Here is a 21,380-nt window from a genome sequence, read left to right on the forward strand (position 1 = left end):
CGACCGTACTGCCGGCGCTTGTGGCTTCACGGCCCGCCTCAGCGGTCGGGCACGAAGGACTTGCCCAGGCTGCTGGGCGTATTGAACAGCGTTGCCCGGCGGTTGCCGGAAATGGCGACCAGGACGATCACCGTGGCAAGATACGGCAACATCGCCAGGAACTGCGACGGAAAACCGATGCCGAGCGCCTGGGCGTGGAACTGCAGCACGGTGACCGCGCCGAACAGATAGGCGCCGATCGCCGCCCGCCAGGGCATCCACGAGGCGAACACCACCAGGGCCAGCGCGATCCAGCCGCGGCCGGCCGTCATGTTCTCCACCCAGAGCGGCGTATAGGCGACCGACAGGTAGGCGCCGCCGAGGCCGGCCATGGCGCCGCCGAACATCACCGCGACGTAGCGGACGCCGATCACCGAATAGCCGAGCGCATGCGCCGAGGCGTGATTGTCGCCGACGGCGCGGAGGATCAGGCCGGCGCGCGTCCGGTTGAGGAACCAGGCGACGCCGAACACGGCGGCAAACGACAGGTAGACGAGAATGTCCTGCCCGAACAGGATCTTGCCGACGAAAGGCAGCGTGGTGAGGCCGGGAATGTCGAGGCTCTGGAGCTTGATGCCCGGCTGGCCGACGAAGCTCTCGCCCATCAGGCCGGACAGGCCGAGGCCGAACAGCGTCAGCGCCAGGCCGGACGCCACCTGGTTGGCGACCAGCGTCAGCGTCACGAAGGCGAAGATCAGCGAGGTCAGGACGCCGGCGACGGCGCCGCCGACGATGCCCAGGAGCGGACTGCCGGTGGAAACGGTGACGGCGAAGCCGGCGACGGCGCCCATCACCATCATGCCTTCGACGCCGAGGTTGAGCACGCCCGACTTTTCCACCACCAGCTCGCCGGTGGCGGCCAGCAGCAGCGGCGTCGCCGCGGTGATGACGGTGAGGATGATGGCCTCAAGCACGGGCGCCCTCCCCCTCGCGGCCGGTGACCAGCCGCACCTTGTAGAGGATCAGCGTATCGGCGGCGAGCACGAAGAACAACAGCACGCCCTGGATGACGGTGGCGAGCTTGGAGGACATCTGCAACGAAGTCTGGATGGCTTCGCCGCCGAGATAGGACGAGGCGATGACCAGGCCGGCGATCAGGATGCCGACCGGGTTGAGGCGGCCGAGGAAGGCGACGATGATGGCGGTGAAGCCGTAGCCCGGCGAGATCACCGGCTGCAGCTTGCCGATCTCGCTCATCACCACCATCATGCCGGCGAGCCCGGCCAGCGCGCCCGACAGGGCGAAGGCGAAGGCGGTCATCCGGCGGTTGGAGAAGCCGGCGAAGGAACCGGCGCGCGGGCTCTGGCCGAGCACGCGGATCTCGAAGCCCTTCAGCGTCGAGCGCATCACCACCGCCAGGATGACGACGAGAACGAGCGCGATCGGCGCGGAGAGATTGAGATAGATGCCGCCGACGTCGACGGCGTTCAGCACCGCCCATTCGTGGAAGTCGATGGTGATCGGGAAATTGTAGCCCTGCGGGCTGCGCCAGGGGCCGCGCACCATCCAGTCGAGGAACAGATTGGAGCAGTAGACCAGCATCAGGCTGGTCAGGATCTCGTTGGTGCCGAAGGAGGTCTTGAGCTTGGCCGGGATCAGGGCGAACAGCGCGCCGCCGGCCATCGCCATCAGCAGCATCAGCGGCAGGACCAGCGGGTTGACGAAATCCGGGAACAGGATCGGCGGGATCGAGCCGACGATGGCGCCGATGGTGAGTTGCCCTTCGGCGCCGATGTTCCAGTTGTTGGAGAGGTAGCAGACGGAAAGGCCGAGCGCGATGATGATCAGCGGCGTCGCCTTGGTGATCAGCTGCTCGACGCCCCACAGCGAGGTGACCGGCTCCAGAAAGAAATACCAGATGCCGCTGAGAGGGTTGTGTCCCTGCGCGGCGAAGACGATGCCGGCGAACACCACCGTCAGCGCCACGGCGAACACCGGCGACAGCACGCTCATCAGCCGGCTTTTCTCCGCCCTCTTGACCAGTTCGAGGCGCATCATGCCGCCGCGGCTCCCTTCTTCTCGGCGCCGCCGGCCATCAACAGGCCGACCTTTTCCGGCGTCAGCGTGTCGGCGTCCTCCGCCTTCGACAGGTGGCCGCGCGAGATGACCGCGATGCGGTCGGCGATCTCGAAGATTTCGTCGAGATCCTGCGAGATGACCAGGATGGCGGCGCCCTTGCGCGACAGGTCGATCAGCGACTGGCGGATCACCGCCGCCGCGCCGGCGTCGACGCCCCAGGTGGGCTGGGCGATGATCAGGATTTTCGGCGTGCGCTCGACCTCGCGGCCGACCACGAACTTCTGCAGGTTGCCGCCCGACAGCGACCGCGCCTCGGGATCGAGCACGCCTTTCCTCACGTCGAACAGGCTGGTCACCTTCTCGACGATGCGGCCGGCCTTGCCGAAGCGGGTGAAGCCGCGCCGGGCGATGCCCTCGCCGGTGCCGTGACGGGTGAGCACGACGTTCTCCGACAGCTTCAGCGCCGGCACGGCGCCATGGCCGAGGCGCTCTTCCGGCACGAAGGCGGCGCCGAGCAGGCGGCGCTGGTTGATGTCCATCAGTCCGGCCGCCTCGCCGGCGAAGATCACCATGTCTTCCTTTTCGAGCGGCTCCTCGCCGGACAGCGCGTCGAACAGTTCCTTCTGGCCGTTGCCGGCGATGCCGGCGATGGCGACGATCTCGCCGGAGCGGACGGACAGGTTGACGTCCTGCAGCGAGACGCCGAAGGCCTCCTGGGAGATTTGCGTCAGACCCTTGAGGAGAATGGCTTCCGGCCCGAGCCGGCCCTTGTCGCGGATGACGCGGATAATCTCGTTGCCGACCATCAACTGGGCCAGCGTATTCACCGTCTCCCGGGCCGGATCGGCCTCGGCCACCACCTTGGCGCGGCGCATGATGGTGGCGTGGTGGCAAAGCGCCCTCACCTCCTCCAGCCGGTGCGAGATGTAGAGGATGGCGCAGCCCTCCTCGGCGAGGCGACGCAGCGTCACGAAGAGCTGATCGGCCTCCTGCGGCGTCAGCACCGAGGTCGGCTCGTCCATGATGATCAGTTCGGGGTTCTGCAACAGGCAGCGAACGATCTCGACGCGCTGCCGCTCGCCCACCGACAGGTCGGCGATGTGGGCGTTGGGATCGAGCGGCAGGCCGTAGTTGGCGGAAACGCGGGCGATGGTATCGGCGAGCTCGCGCGTCGCCTTGCAGTTGGGCAGCGCCAGCGCGATGTTCTCGACCACCGTCATCGCCTCGAACAGCGAGAAGTGCTGGAACACCATGCCGACGCCGAGCGCGCGCGCCTCGGCGGGCGAGGCCACCGTCACCGGCTTGCCCTTCCAGAGAATCTCGCCGGCGTTGGGCTGCAGGGAGCCGTAGATGATCTTGACCAGCGTCGACTTGCCGGCGCCGTTCTCGCCGAGCAGCGCGTGAATCTCGCCCGGCATGACCTTCAGGGAAACGTCGTCGTTGGCGGCGAAGCTGCCGAAACGCTTGATGACGTGTCGGACCTCGAGAAGCGGCGTGTCGCCCCCAACCCGGCGGAGGATTTCTCCGGTGTCCCCAGTCCCTTCGCCCATCAGAGCCGTTGTCCCCGTTTCGTCGCGCTTTGTCTATTTTCTGTGCAGCATAGAAGCACGATTTCGCCGACCCGACGCGCCAAAAGATTCAGCCGGAATGTCCGAATAATTGGGCAGCCTGCCTGTTTTGTGAGCTGCCGGCCGATCGTCCGGCGGCGGACTCTCCGACGGGGGTCCTACGAAGTTTCTCGTCCACAATCAACAGCTCCGCCACTATGGAAATGGCGATATGCGCCGGTTCCTTGGAGGTTATCCCCGGCACACCGACGGGGCAGGTGAAAGCCCTGATGCTGGTTTCGGAGTGCCCCAGTTCGGCAAGGCGATGCTCGAAGCGTGCGCGCTTGGTGCGCGAGCCGATCAGGCCGACGTAGGGGAAGCGGCGTTCGCTGAGCGCGGCGTGCAGAATGTCGAGATCGAGGCCGTGATCGTGCGTCATGATCAGCACGAAGGCATCGGAGGGGGCCGCCGCCAATTCCGCCGCCGGCGTGCCGCTGACCACCTGCTCGAGGCGGGCGAGCGGCAGGTCGGGGAAGGCGCTGCGGCGGCCGTCGATCCAGCGGACCTCGAACGGCAGCGGCGCCAGCGCCAGCACCAGGGCCCGGCCGACGTGCCCGGCTCCGAACAGCAAGAGCTCGCGCAACGGCTCGCCGAAGCTTTCGTCGAGCCGGCCGTCCGCGTCCATGGCGGCGGTCGGTCCCAACCGCTCGATGCCGGTGACGCGGCGATCGATCGGCCCGTTGCCGATGCAGATGGCGGAGGTCTGGAAAGGTCCCTTTGCCTCCGCTTCGGCGAGCCGGGCGACGGCGTCGAGCCGGGCGGCCGTGAAGGTCTCGATCATCACGCTGACGGCGCCGCCGCAGCACTGACCGATGGACGGACCCAGCGCCAGGTCGAGGCGCTCGCTGCCGTCGCGGCCCGCGTGCTGGGCGGCGATGGCGCGCTCCATGGCGTCGAGCTCTAGCCTGCCGCCGCCGATCGTGCCGGAAATGGCGCCGTCCACTGACACCACCATGCGGGCGCCGGCCTCGCGCGGCGTCGATCCCTTCGCCCCGACAACCGTCACCAGCGCCGCGACGCCGTCGCGCGCTATCAGACGATGAAGCGGGGCGAAGACTTCCCTCATGCCTCGCTCCGTCGCATGAAGGATACCGCCCGCATGATCGATTCTGGCGTCGCCGGCGCGTCGAGCGGCGGCACCACGCCAGGCTTCAGGCTGGCGACCGCGTCGAAGATCGCCGAGAAGACCGAGCAGGCCAGCATCAGCGGCGGTTCGCCGACCGCCTTCGACGAGTGGATGGTCTCCTCGCGGTTGGCGCCATCCCACAGGCGGGTATTGAAGACGGCCGGCACGTCTGAGGCGGTGGGGATCTTGTAGGTGGACGGCGCGTGCGTGGCGAGCCGGCCCTTGTCGTCCCACACCAGTTCCTCGGTGGTCAGCCAGCCCATGCCCTGGATGAAGGCGCCCTCGACCTGGCCGATATCGATCGCCGGATTGAGGGAGCGGCCGCAATCGTGGAGGATGTCCACCCGGTCGACCTTCATCTCGCCGGTCATGGTGTCGACGGTCACCTCGGCGCAGGCGGCGCCATAGGCGAAATAGAGGAAGGGCCGTCCCTCCGCCTTCTGGCGGTCCCAGTGGATCTTGGGCGTCGCGTAGAAGCCGGCGGCGGAAAGCTGCACGCGGTTCTCGTAGCAGGCCTTGGCGAGGTCGGCGAAGGACATCGAGCCGCCGGCATGGCTCACCCGGCCGTCGGCGAACACGATGCTTTCCGGCGCGGCATTGGTGGTCGAAACGAGATAGGCGACCATCCTCTCCCTGATTTCGTCGCAGGCGGCGAGCGCCGCCATGCCGTTGAGGTCGGAGCCGGACGAGGCGGCGGTGGCCGAGGTATTGGGGACCTTGGAGGTGTTGGTGGCGGTGATGCGCACCCGGTCGAGCGGAATGCCGAAGGCTTCGGCCGCGACCTGCGCCACCTTGGTGTTGAGCCCCTGCCCCATTTCGGTGCCGCCGTGGTTCAGGTGGACCGAACCGTCGGCGTAGACGTGCACCAGCGCGCCGGCCTGGTTGAGATGGGTCAGCGTGAAGGCGATGCCGAACTTGACGGGCGTCAGCGCAATGCCCTTGCGGAGAATGCGGTTCTTCGAATTGAAGGCGCGGCACTCCTGCCGGCGCCTGGCATAATCGCAGGAGCGCTCGAGATCGGCGATCAGTTCCGGCAGGATATTGTCCTCGACCTTCTGGCCGTAGGGCGTCACGTCACGGCCGGGGCCGTAAAAGTTGCGCTTGCGGATCTCCAGGGGATCGATGCCGGTGACGATCGCCAGCGTATCCATGATGCGCTCGGCCGCAAGAATTCCCTGCGGGCCGCCGAAGCCGCGGAAGGCGGTGTTGGTCACCGTGTTGGTCTTGAGGCGCTCCGACTTCAGGGCGACGTTGGGATAGAAATAGGCGTTGTCGGCATGGAACAGCGTGCGGTCGTTGACGCCGCCGGACAGGTCGGCCGAATAGCCGCAGCGGGCCATGAAGTCGATGTCGGCGGCCAGGATCTTGCCCGAGCTGTCGTAGGCCACCGAGAAGGCGGTGGTCATGTCGTGCCGCTTGCCGGTCATCACCATGTCGTCGTCGCGGTCGAGCCGGAGCTTGCACGGCCGGCCGGTGACGCGGGCGCCCAATGCGGCGAGACAGGCCCACTGGCTGGCCTGGCTTTCCTTGCCGCCGAAGCCGCCGCCCATGCGCCGCACTTCCACCGTCACCATGGCGCTCGGCAGCCCGAGCATATGGGCGACGGCGTGCTGCACCTCCGAGGGATGCTGGGTCGACGAATAGACGTGCATGTCGCCCGCCTCGCCGGGGATCGCCAGGGCGATCTGGCCTTCGAGGTAGAAATGCTCCTGGCCGCCGTTGCGGATGATGCCGTCGAACCGGCGCTGGGCGCCGGCGAAGGAGCGGGCGACGTCGCCGCGGCCGTAGCCGTAGTCGTCGAGCACCCGCAGGCCCTTGGCCTTCGCCTCCTCGACGGTCAGCACCGGCGGCTCCGCCTCGCCCTCGAACAGCGCGAACCGCGTCGCCCGGCGGGCGGCGTCGCGCGTTTCCGCCACGACGCAGAACAGCACCTCGCCCCAGAATTCCACCTCGTTGGCGGCGATCACCGGATCGCCGCCGGTCGAGGTCGACCAGTCGTTGCGGCCGGGAATGTCGGCGGCGGTCAGCACGGCGACGACGCCCGGCGCCTGCCGGACGCGCGACAGATCGATATCGCGGATGCGGCCGCGCGCCATGTCCGGGCAGAAGCCGGGCGCAAGATGCAGCGTGCCGGTCGGCTCGACCATGTCGTCGATGTAGACGGCGCGGCCGGTGACATGCAGCACCGCGCTGTCGTGCGGCGTCGAGCGGTGGACGGCCCGTTCGGCCGCCGTCTCGGCCATGTCGGCTTCGGGCGCGTTCATCAGGCCACCTCCGCTTCCGGCGCCTCGCGGCGGCCGATGATGCGGGTGCGGCTCGTCGGCGCGCCGGCGCATTCGACCAGCGCCTTGGCGAGCAGCGCCTTGGCGGTCTCCATGCGGTAGGCCGCCGAGGCGCGCATGTCGGAGATCGGCGCGTAGTCCTCGCCGAGCGCCTCGATGGCCGCCCCCCAGCTCGCCGCCTTTGCCGGCTGGGCGCCGGCAAGGCGCGCCTCGGCGTGAAGCGCCCGCTTGGGCGTCGCCGCCATGCCGCCGTAGGCGATGCGCGCCTCGCTGATGACGCCATCCTCGATGGTGAAGCGGAAGGCGCCCATCACCGCCGAGATATCCTCGTCGAAGCGCTTGGAGATCTTGTAGGCGCGGAACACCTGGTTCGGCGCAAGCTTCGGCACCAGGAGACCGGCGACGAACTCGCCCGGCTGCCGGTCCTGCTTGCCATAGGCGATGAAATAATCCTCGAGCGGCAGCGCCCGGCCCTCCTCGCCGTGGGCGAGTTCCAGCGTGGCGCCGAGCGCGATCAGCGCCGGCGGCATGTCGCCGATCGGCGAGCCGTTGGCGATGTTGCCGCCGACGGTACCGACGGCGCGCACCTGCCGCGAGCCGAGGCGGCGGACGAGCTCGCCGAGGTCGGGATCGAGGTCGGCGAAGGCGGCGGCGGCGTCCTCATAGGTGACGCCGGCGCCGAGGATCAGCGCGTCGCCGACATCCTCGATCTGCCTGAGCGCGGCGACGCGTCCGACGTAGATCACCTGCGAGATCGGCCGCATGCCCTTGGTGACCTTGAGGCCGACGTCGGTGCCGCCGGCGAGCAGCGTCGCCTCCGGATACTTGACGGCCAGTTGCGCCAGCGCCGAAAGGCTGGCCGGCGCCGCGAAGAAAGAGCTGTTCGAGCCGATGAACACGTCCTGCCCATCGGCCAGGAACTGCAGCAGGCCGGCGGTCTGGCTCATCGCCTCGACGAAGCGGTCGGCCGGCGGCCCGGCCATGGCGGCGAGCGCCGCATCGACGATCGGCCGATAACCGGTGCAGCGACAGAGGTTGCCGGCGAGCGCCGTGACGATCTCGTCGCGCGGCGGCGGACCGTCGCGGCCCTCGCGGTGGTAGAGCGCGAACAGGCTCATGACGATGCCCGGCGTACAGAAGCCGCATTGCGCCCCATGGGCGTCGACGATCGCCTGCTGCACGGGATGCAGCCGGCCGTCCGGCCAGGCGATGTCCTCGACGGAGACGATCTCCTTGCCGTCCATGGCGCCGAGGAACTGGATGCAGGAATTGACCGGCCGATAGACCACCCGGCCGTCGCGCCATTCGCCGATGACCACGGTGCAGGCGCCGCAGTCGCCCTCGTTGCAGCCTTCCTTGGTGCCGGTGGCGCGCTCCCTGAGGCGCAGGTAGTCGAGCAGCGTCTCGGTCGGCTGGACCTCGTCGATCTCGACGATCCGCCCACGGCGGACGATGCGGATGGAGTCGCGCATGGGTCAGCTCCCGCGATAGGTTGAGTATCCGTAAGGCGAGATCAGCAGCGGCACATGATAGTGGGCCGAGGCGTCGGCGATGCCGAAACGGATGGGAACGATGTCGAGAAAGGCGGGCTCGGCGAGAGCATGGCCGGCGGCGCGCAGATAGTCGCCGGCGTGGAACAGCAATTCGTAGGTGCCGGCGGACAAGCCGGCGCCGGAGAGCAGCGCGCCGTCGATGCGCCCGTCCCGATTGGTGGTCGCCTCGCGCAGGAGATCGCGGCCGCCGTCGGCGCGAACCGCCCAGAGTTCGATCCTGAGATCGGCAGCCGGCCGGCCCGTCGCCGTGTCGAGCACATGGGTCGTCAGACGCCCCTCAGCCAACGCTCAACCCTTCCCTTGTTGGTGCCGGCGGAAAGCCGGCTTCTGTCGCAGACGTTTTGTCTGGCACGACTTGCCGCCTTTAGGAAGGCCCATTTCCGGAAACGGGCCGGGCGATCGGCAATTTTCCAGTCGCAAATCGCGGGAACGCGGCGAGGAAATAGTATGGAAAGACAAACTGTTCGAACGATTTTCGAAAGTGGGGAATCAGGATATGGCACGGGCGCCGTGGCGGAAAGGCCGCCGGCGCCCGCCGAGAAATCAGTGGAGGATCTGGCCGAGGAACAGCTTGGTGCGCTCGTGCTTGGGATTGGAGAAGAACTCCTCCGGCTCGTTCTGCTCGACGATCTGGCCCTGGTCCATGAAGATGACGCGATTGGCCACCTGGCGGGCGAAGCCCATCTCGTGCGTCACGCAGATCATGGTCATGCCTTCCTCGGCGAGGCCGACCATGGTGTCGAGCACTTCCTTGACCATCTCGGGGTCGAGGGCGGAGGTCGGCTCGTCGAACAGCATGATCTTCGGCCGCATGCACAGCGAGCGGGCGATGGCGACGCGCTGCTGCTGGCCGCCGGAGAGCTGGCCGGGATACTTGTTGGCCTGCTCGGGAATCTTGACGCGGGTGAGGAAGTGCATCGCCACCTCCTCGGCCTCCTTCTTGGGCATCTTGCGCACCCAGATCGGCGCCAGCGTGCAGTTCTCCAGGATGGTCAGGTGCGGGAACAGGTTGAAGTGCTGGAACACCATGCCGACCTCGCGCCGCACCTCGTCGATCCGCTTGAGGTCGTTGGTGAGCTCGATGCCGTCGACGATGATCTTGCCCTTCTGGTGCTCCTCGAGGCGGTTGATGCAGCGGATGGTCGTCGACTTGCCGGAGCCGGACGGCCCGCAGATGACGATGCGCTCGCCGCGCTTGACGGAGAGATTGACGTCGCGCAGCACGTGGAATTCGCCGAACCACTTGTTGACGCCGATCATCTCGACGGCGGTTTCGGAAGCGGGCGTGGCGGCTAAGGCGATATCGGCCATGAACAGGGTCCCTTTGGCGGCAGGCGGGGGCAACGGCAATGACGGCCGGCTATCGCTTGCGTCCGGTGTTGAGCTTTCTCTCCATGTACATGGAATAGCGTGACATGGAGAAACAGAAAACCCAGAAAACGGCAGCGGCGAAGATCAGGCCTGTCGGCGCGATCGACGGCGTCGACCAGTTGGCGTCGGAGAAGTTGCGCTGGATCGATCCCAGGAGATCGTAGAGGCCGATGATCATCACCAGCGAGGTGTCCTTGAACAGCGAGATGAAGCTGTTGACGATGCCGGGGATGACGATCTTCAGCGCCTGCGGCAGGATGATCAGCCGCATCGAATGCCAGTAGCTGAGCCCCAGCGAGGCGGCGCCCTCGTACTGGCCTTTCGGGATGGCCTGCAGGCCGCCGCGGATGGTCTCGGCCATATAGGCGCCGGTGAACAGGGCGACGCCGATCAGGGCGCGCAGCAGCTTGTCGAAGTTGACGCCGTTGGGCAGGAACAGCGGCAACATCACCGAAGCCATGAACAGCACGGTGATCAGCGGCACGCCGCGCCAGACCTCGATGAACACCACCGACACGATCTTGATGAACGGCAGCTTCGATCGCCGGCCAAGCGCCAGGAGAATGCCGAGCGGCAGCGACGCGACGATGCCGGTGACGGCGACGACCAGGGTGACCAAGAGGCCGCCCCAGTTGGACGTCTCGACGATCGGCAGGCCGAGGCCGCCGTAAAGCAGCCAGAAGGTCAGCACCGGGAAGGCGGTCAGCATCAGCCAGACGCCTTCGCGCCGCCGCGGCATCTTGGGGATCGCCACCCAGGCGAGGCCGAGGAAGAAGACGATCATCGCCAGCGAAGGCCGCCAGCGCTGGTCGGCCGGGTAGGAGCCGAAGGTGAACTGCGCCAGTTTGGCGTTGACGAAGGCCCAGCAGGCGCCCACCGTTTCGCCGTTCTTCGGCAGGCAGGCCTCGCGGTTGGTTCCCGTCCAGACGGCGTCGACGAACAGCCAGCGGAACAGCGGCGGCAGCGCCCAGGCCAGCAGGAGCAGCATCGCCAGGCTGACGGCGATATTGAAGGGCGACGAGAACAGGTTCTTGCGCACCCAGCCCGGGACGCCGCCGAGCGACGGCGGCGGCGCCTCCGGTTCCAGGAAGTCGCGGCGGACGAAGACGGTGTCGGTTTCGATGCGGCTCATGACCGTCCCCCTCAGCGTTCGACCAGCGCCACGCGGGCGTTGAACCAGTTCATCAGCGCGGCGGTGATGAGGCTCAGCGCGAGATAGACCGCCATGGTGATGGCGATGACCTCGATGGCGTGACCGGTGATGTTGAGCGTGGAGCCGGCGAACACCGCCACCAGATCCGGGTAGCCGATGGCCAGCGCCAGCGACGAGTTCTTGGTGAGGTTGAGATACTGGCTGGTGAGCGGCGGGATGATGACGCGCATGGCCTGCGGCACCACGATGAGGCGCATGGTCTGGCCCGGCCGGAGGCCGAGCGAGAAGGCGGCTTCGCTCTGCCCGGTGGAAACGGCGAGGATGCCGGCGCGCACCGTCTCGGCGATGAAGGTCGCCGTATAGAGCGAGATGCCGAGCAGCATGGCGATCAACTCGGGATGCACGACCATGCCGCCGACGAAGTTGAAGCCCTTGAGCTCGGGAATCTCGAAGGAAAGCGGCGCGCCGAGCGCCAGGAAGACGATGAGCGGCAATCCGACGACGATGCCGAGCGAGGCCCGGAAAACCGGAAAGGACTGGCCGGTGGCAACCTGCCGGCGCCTGGCCCACCGCGCCAGAGCCCAGGCCAGGACGACGGCGACCGGCACCACCCACAGCACGATCTCGAACCCTTCGCCGACGATCGGGCGCGGCATGGTCAGGCCGCGATTGGAGAGGTTGGTCGACAAGGGCAGCATGTAGCCCTGGCGCGGCCCCGGCAGCACCGACAGCACCGCCTTGTACCAGAACAAGAGTTGCAGCAGCAGCGGGATGTTGCGCAGCGTCTCGACGTAGACCGTCGCGGCCCGGGCCAGCAGCCAGTTGCTCGACAGGCGCGAGATGCCGACGACGAAGCCGATGATCGTCGCCAAGACGATGCCGAGCACCGACACGATGATCGTATTGAGGAGGCCAACCTTGAAGGCCTGGGCGTGCGAGGAATCCAGCGTGTAGTAGATAGGCTTCTGCGAGATGTCGAAGCCGGCCCGCATGTTGAGGAAGTCGAAGCCGAAGGGGATATTGGCGGCGCGCAGGTTGGCGGCCGTGTTGTGCATCACCCAAACGGCGAACAGGATCAGGAAGACCAGCACCAGTCCCTGGAACACCCAGCCGCGGATCGTCGCATCATAGAGGACGGCGCGAACGAGGGATCGAGGCGAATCGTCTGCCGTCTTGTCTCGGAGCGTCATGTCAGGCCTCGAGAGAGGCGCCAAGCCGGCGCCAAAAGCACGTTTTGTCATGAAAAGGAGGCGCTACCGGCGCAACACGCCACGCCCGCCGGGCAACGGGTTCGCCCACGCGCGTGATGCCGGCCGGAAACAACCGTTGCCGACTGCCGGCATCGGCTGGCGCATCCCAAGGTCCGAAGGATCGGGAAGCGCCCGTTCGGGGCGCCTCCCCTCGCCTGTCCGATCAGCGGATCGGCGGCGCGTATTGCAGGCCGCCCTTCGACCACAGGGCATTGAGGCCACGGGCGATCTTGAGCGGCGAGCCCTCGCCGACATTGCGCTCGAAGGATTCGCCGTAGTTGCCGACGCCCTTGATGATGTTGTAGGCCCAGTCCTTGGTGAGGCCGATTGGCGTGCCGAAGTCGACGCCCTCGCCGATGCCGAGCAGGCGCTGCACTTCGGGGTTTTCCGAGGTCTTCATCTCGTCGACGTTGGCCTGCGTCACGCCGAACTCCTCGGCGATCAGCATGGCGTAGTGGCTCCAGCGGACGATGGATTCCCACTGATCGTCGCCCTGGCGAACGGCCGGCCCGAGCGGCTCCTTCGAGATGATCTCGGGCAGCACGATGCTGTCGTCCGGATTGGTCATCTTCAGGCGGATCGAATAAAGGCCCGAAGCGTCGGTGGTGTAGGCGTCGCAGCGGCCGGCGTCGTAGGCGGCGTCCGCCTCTTCCTGCTTCTCGAACACCACGGCGTTGAAGGTCAGGCCGTTGGACTTGAAGTAGTCGGCAAGATTCAGCTCGGTGGTGGTGCCGGACTGCACGCAGACCGAAGCGCCGTTGAGGTCCTTGGCCGAGGAGACGCCGAGCGACTTCTTCACCATGAAGCCCTGGCCGTCGTAGTAGTTGACGCCGGTGAAGGTGATGCCGAGCTGCGTGTCGCGGCTCATCGTATTGGTCGAGTTGCGGGCCAGCATGTCGATTTCCTTCGACTGCAGGGCCGTGAAGCGCTCCTTGGCCGACAGGCCGGTGAATTTCACCTTGGCCGGGTCGCCGAAGACGGCGGCGGCGACGGCGCGGCAGGCATCGACGTCGAGACCCTTCCAGTTGCCGGCGTCGTCCGGCGCGCCAAAACCGGCGAGGCCGGTGCCGTTGACGCCGCACTGCACGAAGCCCTTGGCCTTGACGTCGTCGAGCGTGCCGGCCGAAGCGGCAAGGGCGCCGGCCCCCATGAAAGCGACGCCGAGCAGCAGAATTTTGAACGTGTTGGAACGCATGAATGTCTCCCCTGATGACCAACAAGGCCCGGCGCGTGGGTAGTTTTGTTGTTTTGGATACCCACCCTGACCGTCGGAACGCCAAAGCGCAGGCAATCCGCCGAGCCCGATTTCGAAGCAACCGCCAAAGGCTAACCCGCAGCAAACAAGGCCGAGGATAGAAACCCGCCGGCAGTCGCCCCACACCTGCCGAACCGACAGGCTTCTCAATTACTAGATTACAAATTATGCCGATGGTCAATCGCAAAGCGCCTTAAATTGACCACAAACTACACATGCGCAAATGATAATCGAAACATCGCCTACGAAATAAGCAAACAGGTTATTTTTTATCCAGTCGACAGGTTACTTAAGAAAAGCTGCAGCGCGCATACATGCCAGCCGGAAAACAGCCCGAAGGAATTCATGAAAATCGCGCCGGAGCCGTCACGTGTTTTCACGTAAACGATGGTGAACTTGACCGGGCACGAATTCATACGCGCCGCGCGCCACAAAGGCGCGACGATGATCAGCGGCGGCGCGCCTCGGTCCGGCGGCCGAAGCCCGCATCCCCCACTCATCACTTGGTCCAATCGGACCTCAGACCTTCGGCTGGAAAGTGTGCTCGAGACCGGGGAAGCGGCGCGCCTTGACTTCCTCGGCATAGGCGGCGGCGGCCTTCGACACCTCGGCGCCCAGATCGGCGAACCGCTTGACGTGGCGCGGGATGAACTCGTTGTAGAGGCCGAGCATATCCTCGCTGACCAGAATCTGGCCGTCGCATTGCGGCGAGGCGCCGATGCCGATCACCGGAATCGGCGCTTCGGCGGTGATGTCCCGGGCGAGCGGCTCCATGGTGCCTTCGAGCACGAAACCGAAGGCGCCGGCCTCGGCGACGGCGCGAGCGTCGGCCTTGATCTTGGCGGCCTGGAACTGGTTGCGGCCTTGCGTCTTGTAGCCGCCATAGACGTTGACCATCTGCGGCGTCAGGCCGATATGGCCGAGCACCGGCACGCCGCGCTCGGTGAGGAAGCGGATGGTCTCGCCCATCTCCTCGCCGCCTTCGAGCTTCACCGCCTGGGCGCCGGTCTCGGCGAGGACGCGCGACGCCGAGCGGAAAGCCTGCTCGCGCCCTTCCTGGTAGGAACCGAACGGCATGTCGACCACCACCAGCGACGTCGTCGAACCGCGCACGACGGCGGCGCCGTGGGCGATCATCAGATCGAGCGTCACCGGCAGCGTCGTCTCGAAGCCGTAGACCACCATGCCGAGCGAATCGCCGATCAGCAGGAAGTCGACGTGCGGATCGAGCAGCGCCGCCATCGGCGCCGTGTAGGCCGTCAGGCTGACGATCGGGCGCACGCCTTTCAGCGCCTTGATGTCGGCGACCGAGGTGCGGCGGGAGCGGACGGGAGCACTCATGTCAAACCTCCGGGACGATCGTCCGGGCTGTGTCTGTTCAGGGAACGGCGACGACGCGCTGGTCGATGAGGCGGGTATGACCGATGCGAACGGCGATCATCAGCGCGATGGCCGGCGGCGGCGCCTTGGGATCGACCGGCTCCAGCGTATCGGCCGCGGCAACGGCGACGAGGTCCGGTTCGGCGAGCGGCTCGGCGGCGAGGACGCCGCGGATGGCCGCCTCGATGTCGCGGGGATCGACGGCTCCGGCGGCGATGGCGTCGGCGGCCGCCGCCAGCGAGCGGCCGAGCACCGGCGCGGCGGCCCGCTCGGCCGGCGACAGGTAGACGTTGCGCGACGACAAGGCGACGCCGTCGACGTCGCGCACCGTCGGCACGCCGACGATCTCCAGCGGAAAGGACAGATCGGCGACCATGCGGCGGATCACCTGAAGCTGCTGGTAGTCCTTTTCGCCGAAATAGGCCCGGTCCGGCTGGGCGATGTTGAAGAGCTTGCCGACCACCGTCGCGACGCCGCGGAAATGGCCCGGCCGCCGCTCGCCCTCCATGCGCCCCGAAAGGCTCTCCACCTCGACGTGGGTGACGATCGGCCGGGGATACATCTCCTCGACCGACGGCGCGAAGACGATGTCGGCGCCGTGGGCGGCAAGCAGCCGGCGGTCGGCGTCGAGGTCGCGCGGATAGCGGGCGAAATCCTCGTTGGGGCCGAACTGCAGCGGGTTGACGAACACCGAGGTCACGACGACGTCGTTGTCGGCCCGCGCCCGGTCGACGAGGGCGGCATGGCCGCGGTGAAGATAGCCCATGGTCGGCACCAGACCGACGCTCTTTCCCGCCCGCCGCGCCGGCAGCAGCCGCTCACGGAGTTCGGGAATCGTGGTCAAGGTTTCGAGCGGCACTCTTTCCTCCAGCGGCGTCTTCGTCCGGAGCGCCCTTTTACTGCCGCGAAAAACGCTTTGTCACCCAAGAATTGGGCAGACTGCGAAAAAGCCGGTCAACAGGCCCCTGGCGTCGCGACGCGCCGCCCAGGCAATCGGCGGTGACTCCGCAGTGACGCAAAAAGCCCGGGACCTGCGAACTGGCCCCGGGCTTCGTTCGCCGGAGAGGCGATGCTTCAGGTGATGACGTCCGGCGCCTGCCGGCCGGTGCGCGCCGTGATCTCGGCCAGCGTGTCGGCCGCCTCGATCACCTTGGCCAGCGCCGCCTGCGCATCCTGGCCGTGTTTGGCCGCATCGGGCTCGAAGCTCTCGAGATAGACGCGCAGCGTCGCCCCTTCGGTGCCGGTGCCCGACAGGCGGAACACGACGCGCTCGCCGCCCTTGAACAGGATGCGGATGCCCTGCTTCCGGGTCACCGAGCCATCGACCGGATCGTTGTAGGCGAAGTCGTCGGCGCTCGCCACCTCGAGGCCGGCCACCTTGGTGCCGGGCAGCGTCGGCAGCATGTCGCGCAGCCGGTTCACCAGCCCCTCGGCGGCGGCCGTCTCGACCGCCTCGTAGTCGTGGCGGGTGTAGAAGGTGCGGCCGTATTCGGCCCAATGCTTCTCCTGGATGTCCTTCAGGCTCTCGCCGCGCACGGCGAGGATGTTGAGCCACAGGAGCACCGCCCAGAGGCCGTCCTTCTCGCGCACGTGGTCGGAGCCGGTGCCGGCGCTTTCCTCGCCGCACAGCGTCACCTTGCCGGCGTCGAGCAGGTTGCCGAAGAACTTCCAGCCGGTCGGCGTCTCGTAGCAATCGAGGCCCTTCTTGGCGGCCACGCGGTCGACGGCGCCGGAGGTCGGCATCGAGCGGGCGACGCCGGCCAGGCCCTTGGCGTAGCCCTTGGCGAGATGGGCGTTGGCGGCGAGCAGCGCCAGGCTGTCCGACGGCGTCACCACGGCGCCGCGGCCGATGACGATGTTGCGGTCGCCGTCGCCGTCCGAGGCGGCGGCGAAATCGGTCGCCGCGGGCGACGCCATGAAGTCGTAGAGGTCCTTGGCGTAGATCGGATTGGGGTCGGGGTGGCCGCCGCCGAAATCGGGCAGCGGCACGGCGTTGACGACGCTGCCGGGCGCGGCGCCGAGCTTGCCCTCGAGGATCGCCTTGGCGTAGGGGCCGGTGGCGGCGTGCATGGCGTCGAAGCGCAGCGTGAAGCCCGACTTGATCAGCGCGGCGATCTTGTCGAAGTCGAACAGCTTCTCCATCAGCTCGACGTAGTCGGCGACCGGATCGACCACTTCGATCTCGGTATCGCCGACCTTGGAGGCGCCGAGACGATCGAGATCGATCTCGGCGATGTCGGCGATGCGATATTCGGTGACGGTCCTGGTCGCCGCGAAGATGGCGTCGGTGACATTCTCCGGCGCCGGCCCGCCGTTCGAGCCGTTGAACTTGATGCCGAAGTCGCCGTCCTCGCCGCCGGGATTGTGGCTGGCCGACAGCACGATGCCGCCGAAGGCGCCGAGCTTGCGGATGACGTTGGAGGCGGCCGGCGTCGAGAACAGCCCGCCCCTGCCGATCACCAGCTTCCTGGCGCCGTGGGCGACCGCCATCCTGATGATGGTCTGGATGGCCTTGTCGTTGAAGAACCGGCCGTCGCCGCCGATGACCAGCACCTTGCCGGCGACGCCGCCGACGCCGGCGAAGATCGCCTCGACGTAGTTCTCGAGATAGCCCGGCTGCATGAAGACGCGGGTCTTCTTGCGGAGACCGGAGGTGCCCGGCTTCTGGCCGTCGATCGGCTTGGTGGCAACGGTGTTGATCTGCATTCGCTAACACTCCCCGAGAGGCAACGGTATCTTACTCAAGCTCTTACCTCGACGAAAGCGAGGAAGGTGCGGCCCGGCACCTCGACCGCCTGCCAGGCGCGGCGCGGCGTGGCGGCGGCGGGACGGCCGGTCGGCATATCGGAACTCAGGATCGGCTTCCAACTATGCCCGTCGCGTGTCGGCGGCAAGTGGAAGCGGCGATTGGCGCGGTGGGCGTTCAGCATCAGATAGACGGCGTCGCCGTCCGCCTCGGCATGCGGCAGCGCCGAATCGCGCAGAATCACCCCGAAGGCCTTGCACTCGCGACTGTTCCAGTCGCCGGCCGTCATCGGCCGGCCGGACACGGCGATCCACTCGACGTCGACCAGCCCGTCGTCGGGCCGCGCCGTCCCGTGCAAAAAGCGTGTCTGGCGGAATACCGGATGGGATTGCCGCAGCCGGACGACGTGGGCGACGAAGTCGGCGAGCTCGGCGTCGTCGGCCCGGTTCCACGTCACCCAGCCGACCGGATTGTCCTGGCAGTAGGCATTGTTGTTGCCGAGCTGGCTGTTGGCGAGCTCGTCGCCGGCGAGCAGCATCGGCGTTCCCTGCGACAGGAGCAGCGTCGCCAGCATGTTGCGCATCTGCCGCCTGCGCGTGGCGACGACGGCCGGATCGGTCGACGGTCCCTCGATGCCGTAGTTGGCCGAATGGTTGTCGGAGTGGCCGTCGCGGTTGTCTTCGAGATTGGCCTCGTTGTGCTTGGCCGCGTAGGAAACCACGTCCTTCAGCGTGAAGCCGTCGTGGGCGGTGACGAAGTTGACCGATGCCGAGGGCCGGCGGTTGGAACGGTCGAACCGGTCGGGCGAGCCGAGCAGGCGGGCCGCCAGCTCCGGCGCCACCAGTTCGTCGCCGCGCCAGAAGGCGCGCACCGTGTCGCGGAAGCGGTCGTTCCACTCGGAGAAACCGGGCGGAAAGTTGCCGAGCTGGTAGCCGCCGGGGCCGATGTCCCACGGCTCGGCGATCAGCTTCACCGTGGAGAGCAGCGGGTCCTGCCTCAGCGCGGTGAGGAAGCGGCCCTCGGGGTCGAAGCCGTGCGGCTCGCGGCCCACCGAGGTGGCGAGGTCGAAGCGGAAGCCGTCGACGCCGATCGCCTCCACCCAGTAGCGCAGCGAATCGAGGATCAACTGCGTCACGCGTGGATGGCCGGCGTTGAGCGTATTGCCGGTGCCGGTGTCGTTGATGTACCAGCGCGGACGGCCGGGGTTGAGCCGGTAATAGCTGGCGTTGTCGATGCCGCGGAAGCTGAGGGTCGGCCCGAACTGGTCGACCTCGCCGGTGTGGTTGTAGACGACGTCGAGCAGCACCTCGATGCCCGCCTCGTGCAGCGCCCGCACCATGTCGCGCACCCGTTCGATCACCGAGACGTCGCGCGCACCGTGGTCGTAGCGCGGCTCCGGCGCGAAATAGCAGAGCGGCGAATAGCCCCAATAGTTGACCAGCCCCTTGCGGGTGAGGAAGCCGTCGTCCATGAACGCCTGGATGGGCAAAAGCTCGATCGCCGTGATGCCGAGCTTGACCAGATGCTCGATGGTCTCCGGCGCGCCCAGCCCCTCGTAGGTGCCGGCCTTGGCGCGCGGCAGCCGCGGCATCTGCATGGTCAGCCCCCGCACGTGGGCCTCGTAGATGACGGTGTCCCGCCACGGGCGCGCCGGCCGGAAGCTGACGCAGGGAGGAACCTTGGAATCGGTCACCAGCGCCTTCGGGACGACGCGGGCGCTGTCACGGGTATCGAAGCTGGCGTCGTCGAGCGTCACCGGCTGATAGCCGGCCATCAGGTCGCTGGCCCGCAGGCGTCCGGTCAGCACCTTGGCATAGGGGTCGATGACCAGCTTGTGCGGGTTGAACCGGTGTCCGTGCTCCGGATCGTAGGGACCGTGGACGCGGAAGCCGTAGGCGGTGCCGATACCGATGCCCGAGACGTAGCCGTGGAATACCTCGTCGGTGCATTCGGGCAGCGTCAGGCGCGCCTGCTCGAAGCCGGTGAGCGGCTCGAACAGGCAGACGTCGACGCGCGTCGCATTGGCCGAGAAGATGGCGAAATTGACGCCCTCCCCGTCGAATTGCGCACCCAGGGGATACGGCCGGCCGGACCGGATCGACACCGTCATCGGACTTCAGACGCCCTCGGCCGTCAGGTCGCGGTAGAGCGCCACATAGTCGGGCGCCGAATCCTCCCATCCCACCGGATGGGCCATCGCCCGCGCCTGCAACGCCCGCCAGACCTTCTTGTTGTGGAAGAGATCGAACAGACGCTCGATAGCAAAACCGAGGCCACCGGCGGAAACCGGCGCAAACTGCACGCCGGTCGCCGTCCCCGCGCGCACCGAAGCGTCGTTGGCGTCGATCACCGTGTCGGCGAGGCCGCCGGTACGGGCCACCACCGGAATGGTGCCGTAGCGCAGGCCGTAGAGCTGCGTCAGCCCGCAGGGCTCGAAGCGCGAGGGAATGAGGATGGCGTCGGCGCCGGCCTGCATGGCGTGGCTGAGCGGCTCGCTGTAGCCGATATGGACGGCGACGGCGCCCGGGTTGGCGGCGGCGGCGTCGACGAAGGCGCGCTCCATGCCGTGCTCGCCGGCGCCGAGAATGGCCAGTTGCCCGCCCCGCTCCAGGATGCCGTCGAGATTGGGCAGCAGCATGTCGAGGCCCTTCTGGCCGGTGAGGCGGCTCACCACGATCATCAGCGGCGCGTCGGGATCGATCCTGAGGCCCATGCGCTTCTGCAGCTCGGTCTTGCAGGCCGCCTTGCCGGCCATCTTGCGCTGACTGTAGTTGGCGGCGATCAGCGGATCGGTCGCCGGATCCCAGATCTTGGTGTCGATGCCGTTGACGATGCCGCTCAACACGCTGGCGCGCTCGTTGAGCACGCCCTCCATACCGAAGCCGAATTCTGCGGTGCGCAATTCGCGCGCGTAGGTGGGGCTGACCGTCGTCAGCCGGTCGGAGAACACCAGCCCGCCCTTCAGGAAGGAACAGTAGCCGTAATATTCGAGGCCCGCCGGCGTGTAGAAGCTCGACGGCAGGCCGAAGGTGTCGAAGTCGGCGCGGCCGCAGATGCCCTGGAAGGCGACGTTGTGGATGGTGAAGACCGTCTTCGGCCGCCCCTCCGCCGGGCCGGCCAGCAGGTAGGGCGCGACGAGGCCGGCCTGCCAGTCGTGGCAGTGGACGACGTCCGGCTTCCATTCGCCGACGCCGAAGCGGCCGACGGCGGCGCCAATCGCCGACAGGGCCGCGAAACGGCGGATGTTGTCCCACCAGTCGTTGCCGTCCGGCCCGAGATAGGGGTTGCCGGGCCGTTCGTAGAGATGGCTGGCCTCGAGCGCCAGCACCTTGAGGCCGTCGGCCGTCTCGCCGGACAACAGGCGCCCCGGTCCGCCGAACACGTCCGGATAGGCGGCCACCTCCCGGATGCCCTGGAGAGGACCGAACACGCCGGGATAGGCCGGCATCAGCACCCGGACGTCGCAGTCGAGGCTGGCGAGCGCCAACGGCAGGGCGCCCGCGACGTCGGCGAGGCCGCCCGTCTTGATCAGCGGGTAGCATTCGGAGGCAACGAATAGGACGCGCACTTGATCACTCCGACTGGTTATACCAACTCGC

At 67.4% G+C, this 21,380-nt stretch carries 17 protein-coding genes; all 17 read right to left on the reverse strand.

What is annotated here, in order from left to right:
* Positions 1-38 precede the first annotated feature (38 nt).
* Positions 39-953, reverse strand: a complete 915-nt coding sequence (locus tag CJ014_RS11270; protein ID WP_100080586.1) for an ABC transporter permease — start codon at positions 951-953, stop codon at positions 39-41.
* Positions 946-2,034: an ABC transporter permease gene (locus CJ014_RS11275; RefSeq protein WP_100080744.1), complete on the reverse strand. Its 1,089-nt coding sequence runs from the start codon at positions 2,032-2,034 to the stop codon at positions 946-948. The genes CJ014_RS11270 and CJ014_RS11275 overlap by 8 nt, the downstream gene beginning before the upstream one ends.
* Positions 2,034-3,608 carry an ABC transporter ATP-binding protein gene (locus tag CJ014_RS11280; protein WP_100080587.1) on the reverse strand — a complete coding sequence of 525 codons (1,575 nt, stop codon included), beginning with the start codon at positions 3,606-3,608 and terminating at the stop codon, positions 2,034-2,036. Before CJ014_RS11280 ends, CJ014_RS11275 begins: the two co-directional genes overlap by 1 nt.
* Positions 3,609-3,696: 88 nt before the next feature.
* A complete protein-coding gene (gene xdhC, locus CJ014_RS11285; RefSeq protein ID WP_100080588.1) occupies positions 3,697-4,731 on the reverse strand; it encodes a xanthine dehydrogenase accessory protein XdhC in 1,035 nt (344 codons plus the stop codon).
* Positions 4,728-7,055 carry a xanthine dehydrogenase molybdopterin binding subunit gene (gene xdhB / locus CJ014_RS11290; protein WP_100080745.1) on the reverse strand — a complete coding sequence of 776 codons (2,328 nt, stop codon included), beginning with the start codon at positions 7,053-7,055 and terminating at the stop codon, positions 4,728-4,730. The genes xdhC and xdhB overlap by 4 nt, the downstream gene beginning before the upstream one ends.
* Positions 7,055-8,545: a xanthine dehydrogenase small subunit gene (gene xdhA / locus CJ014_RS11295; RefSeq protein ID WP_100080589.1), complete on the reverse strand. Its 1,491-nt coding sequence runs from the start codon at positions 8,543-8,545 to the stop codon at positions 7,055-7,057. The genes xdhB and xdhA overlap by 1 nt, the downstream gene beginning before the upstream one ends.
* 3 nt (positions 8,546-8,548) lie before the next feature.
* On the reverse strand, positions 8,549-8,911 hold the full coding sequence (gene uraH / locus CJ014_RS11300; RefSeq protein WP_100080590.1) for a hydroxyisourate hydrolase: 363 nt from the start codon (positions 8,909-8,911) through the stop codon (positions 8,549-8,551).
* A gap of 258 nt (positions 8,912-9,169) precedes the next feature.
* Complete coding sequence (locus CJ014_RS11305) at positions 9,170-9,937, reverse strand: amino acid ABC transporter ATP-binding protein (RefSeq protein WP_100080591.1); 768 nt, start codon at positions 9,935-9,937, stop codon at positions 9,170-9,172.
* Between the two features lie 49 nt (positions 9,938-9,986).
* On the reverse strand, positions 9,987-11,129 hold the full coding sequence (locus CJ014_RS11310) for an amino acid ABC transporter permease (protein WP_100080592.1): 1,143 nt from the start codon (positions 11,127-11,129) through the stop codon (positions 9,987-9,989).
* Between the two features lie 11 nt (positions 11,130-11,140).
* Positions 11,141-12,340 carry an amino acid ABC transporter permease gene (locus CJ014_RS11315; protein ID WP_100080593.1) on the reverse strand — a complete coding sequence of 400 codons (1,200 nt, stop codon included), beginning with the start codon at positions 12,338-12,340 and terminating at the stop codon, positions 11,141-11,143.
* Between the two features lie 223 nt (positions 12,341-12,563).
* Positions 12,564-13,595, reverse strand: a complete 1,032-nt coding sequence (locus CJ014_RS11320; protein ID WP_100080594.1) for an amino acid ABC transporter substrate-binding protein — start codon at positions 13,593-13,595, stop codon at positions 12,564-12,566.
* Positions 13,596-13,924: 329 nt separating this feature from the next.
* Positions 13,925-14,167, reverse strand: coding sequence for a hypothetical protein (locus CJ014_RS27550; RefSeq protein ID WP_133121842.1), 243 nt, complete (start codon positions 14,165-14,167; stop codon positions 13,925-13,927).
* 7 nt (positions 14,168-14,174) lie between these two features.
* A complete protein-coding gene (gene panB, locus CJ014_RS11325) occupies positions 14,175-14,996 on the reverse strand; it encodes a 3-methyl-2-oxobutanoate hydroxymethyltransferase (protein WP_100080595.1) in 822 nt (273 codons plus the stop codon).
* Between the two features lie 37 nt (positions 14,997-15,033).
* The gene (gene panC / locus CJ014_RS11330) at positions 15,034-15,894 is read right to left on the reverse strand and encodes a pantoate--beta-alanine ligase (protein ID WP_100080596.1); all 861 of its coding nucleotides are present in this window, start codon (positions 15,892-15,894) and stop codon (positions 15,034-15,036) included.
* A gap of 215 nt (positions 15,895-16,109) precedes the next feature.
* The gene (locus tag CJ014_RS11335) at positions 16,110-17,741 is read right to left on the reverse strand and encodes an alpha-D-glucose phosphate-specific phosphoglucomutase (RefSeq protein WP_100080597.1); all 1,632 of its coding nucleotides are present in this window, start codon (positions 17,739-17,741) and stop codon (positions 16,110-16,112) included.
* Positions 17,742-17,776: 35 nt separating this feature from the next.
* Positions 17,777-19,891, reverse strand: a complete 2,115-nt coding sequence (gene glgX, locus CJ014_RS11340; protein WP_100080598.1) for a glycogen debranching protein GlgX — start codon at positions 19,889-19,891, stop codon at positions 17,777-17,779.
* Between the two features lie 6 nt (positions 19,892-19,897).
* Positions 19,898-21,349, reverse strand: a complete 1,452-nt coding sequence (gene glgA, locus CJ014_RS11345) for a glycogen synthase GlgA (protein WP_100080599.1) — start codon at positions 21,347-21,349, stop codon at positions 19,898-19,900.
* Positions 21,350-21,380: the final 31 nt, after the last annotated feature.

Origin of the sequence: Pleomorphomonas carboxyditropha (assembly GCF_002770725.1) — a bacterium.
Lineage (GTDB): Bacteria > Pseudomonadota > Alphaproteobacteria > Rhizobiales > Pleomorphomonadaceae > Pleomorphomonas > Pleomorphomonas carboxyditropha.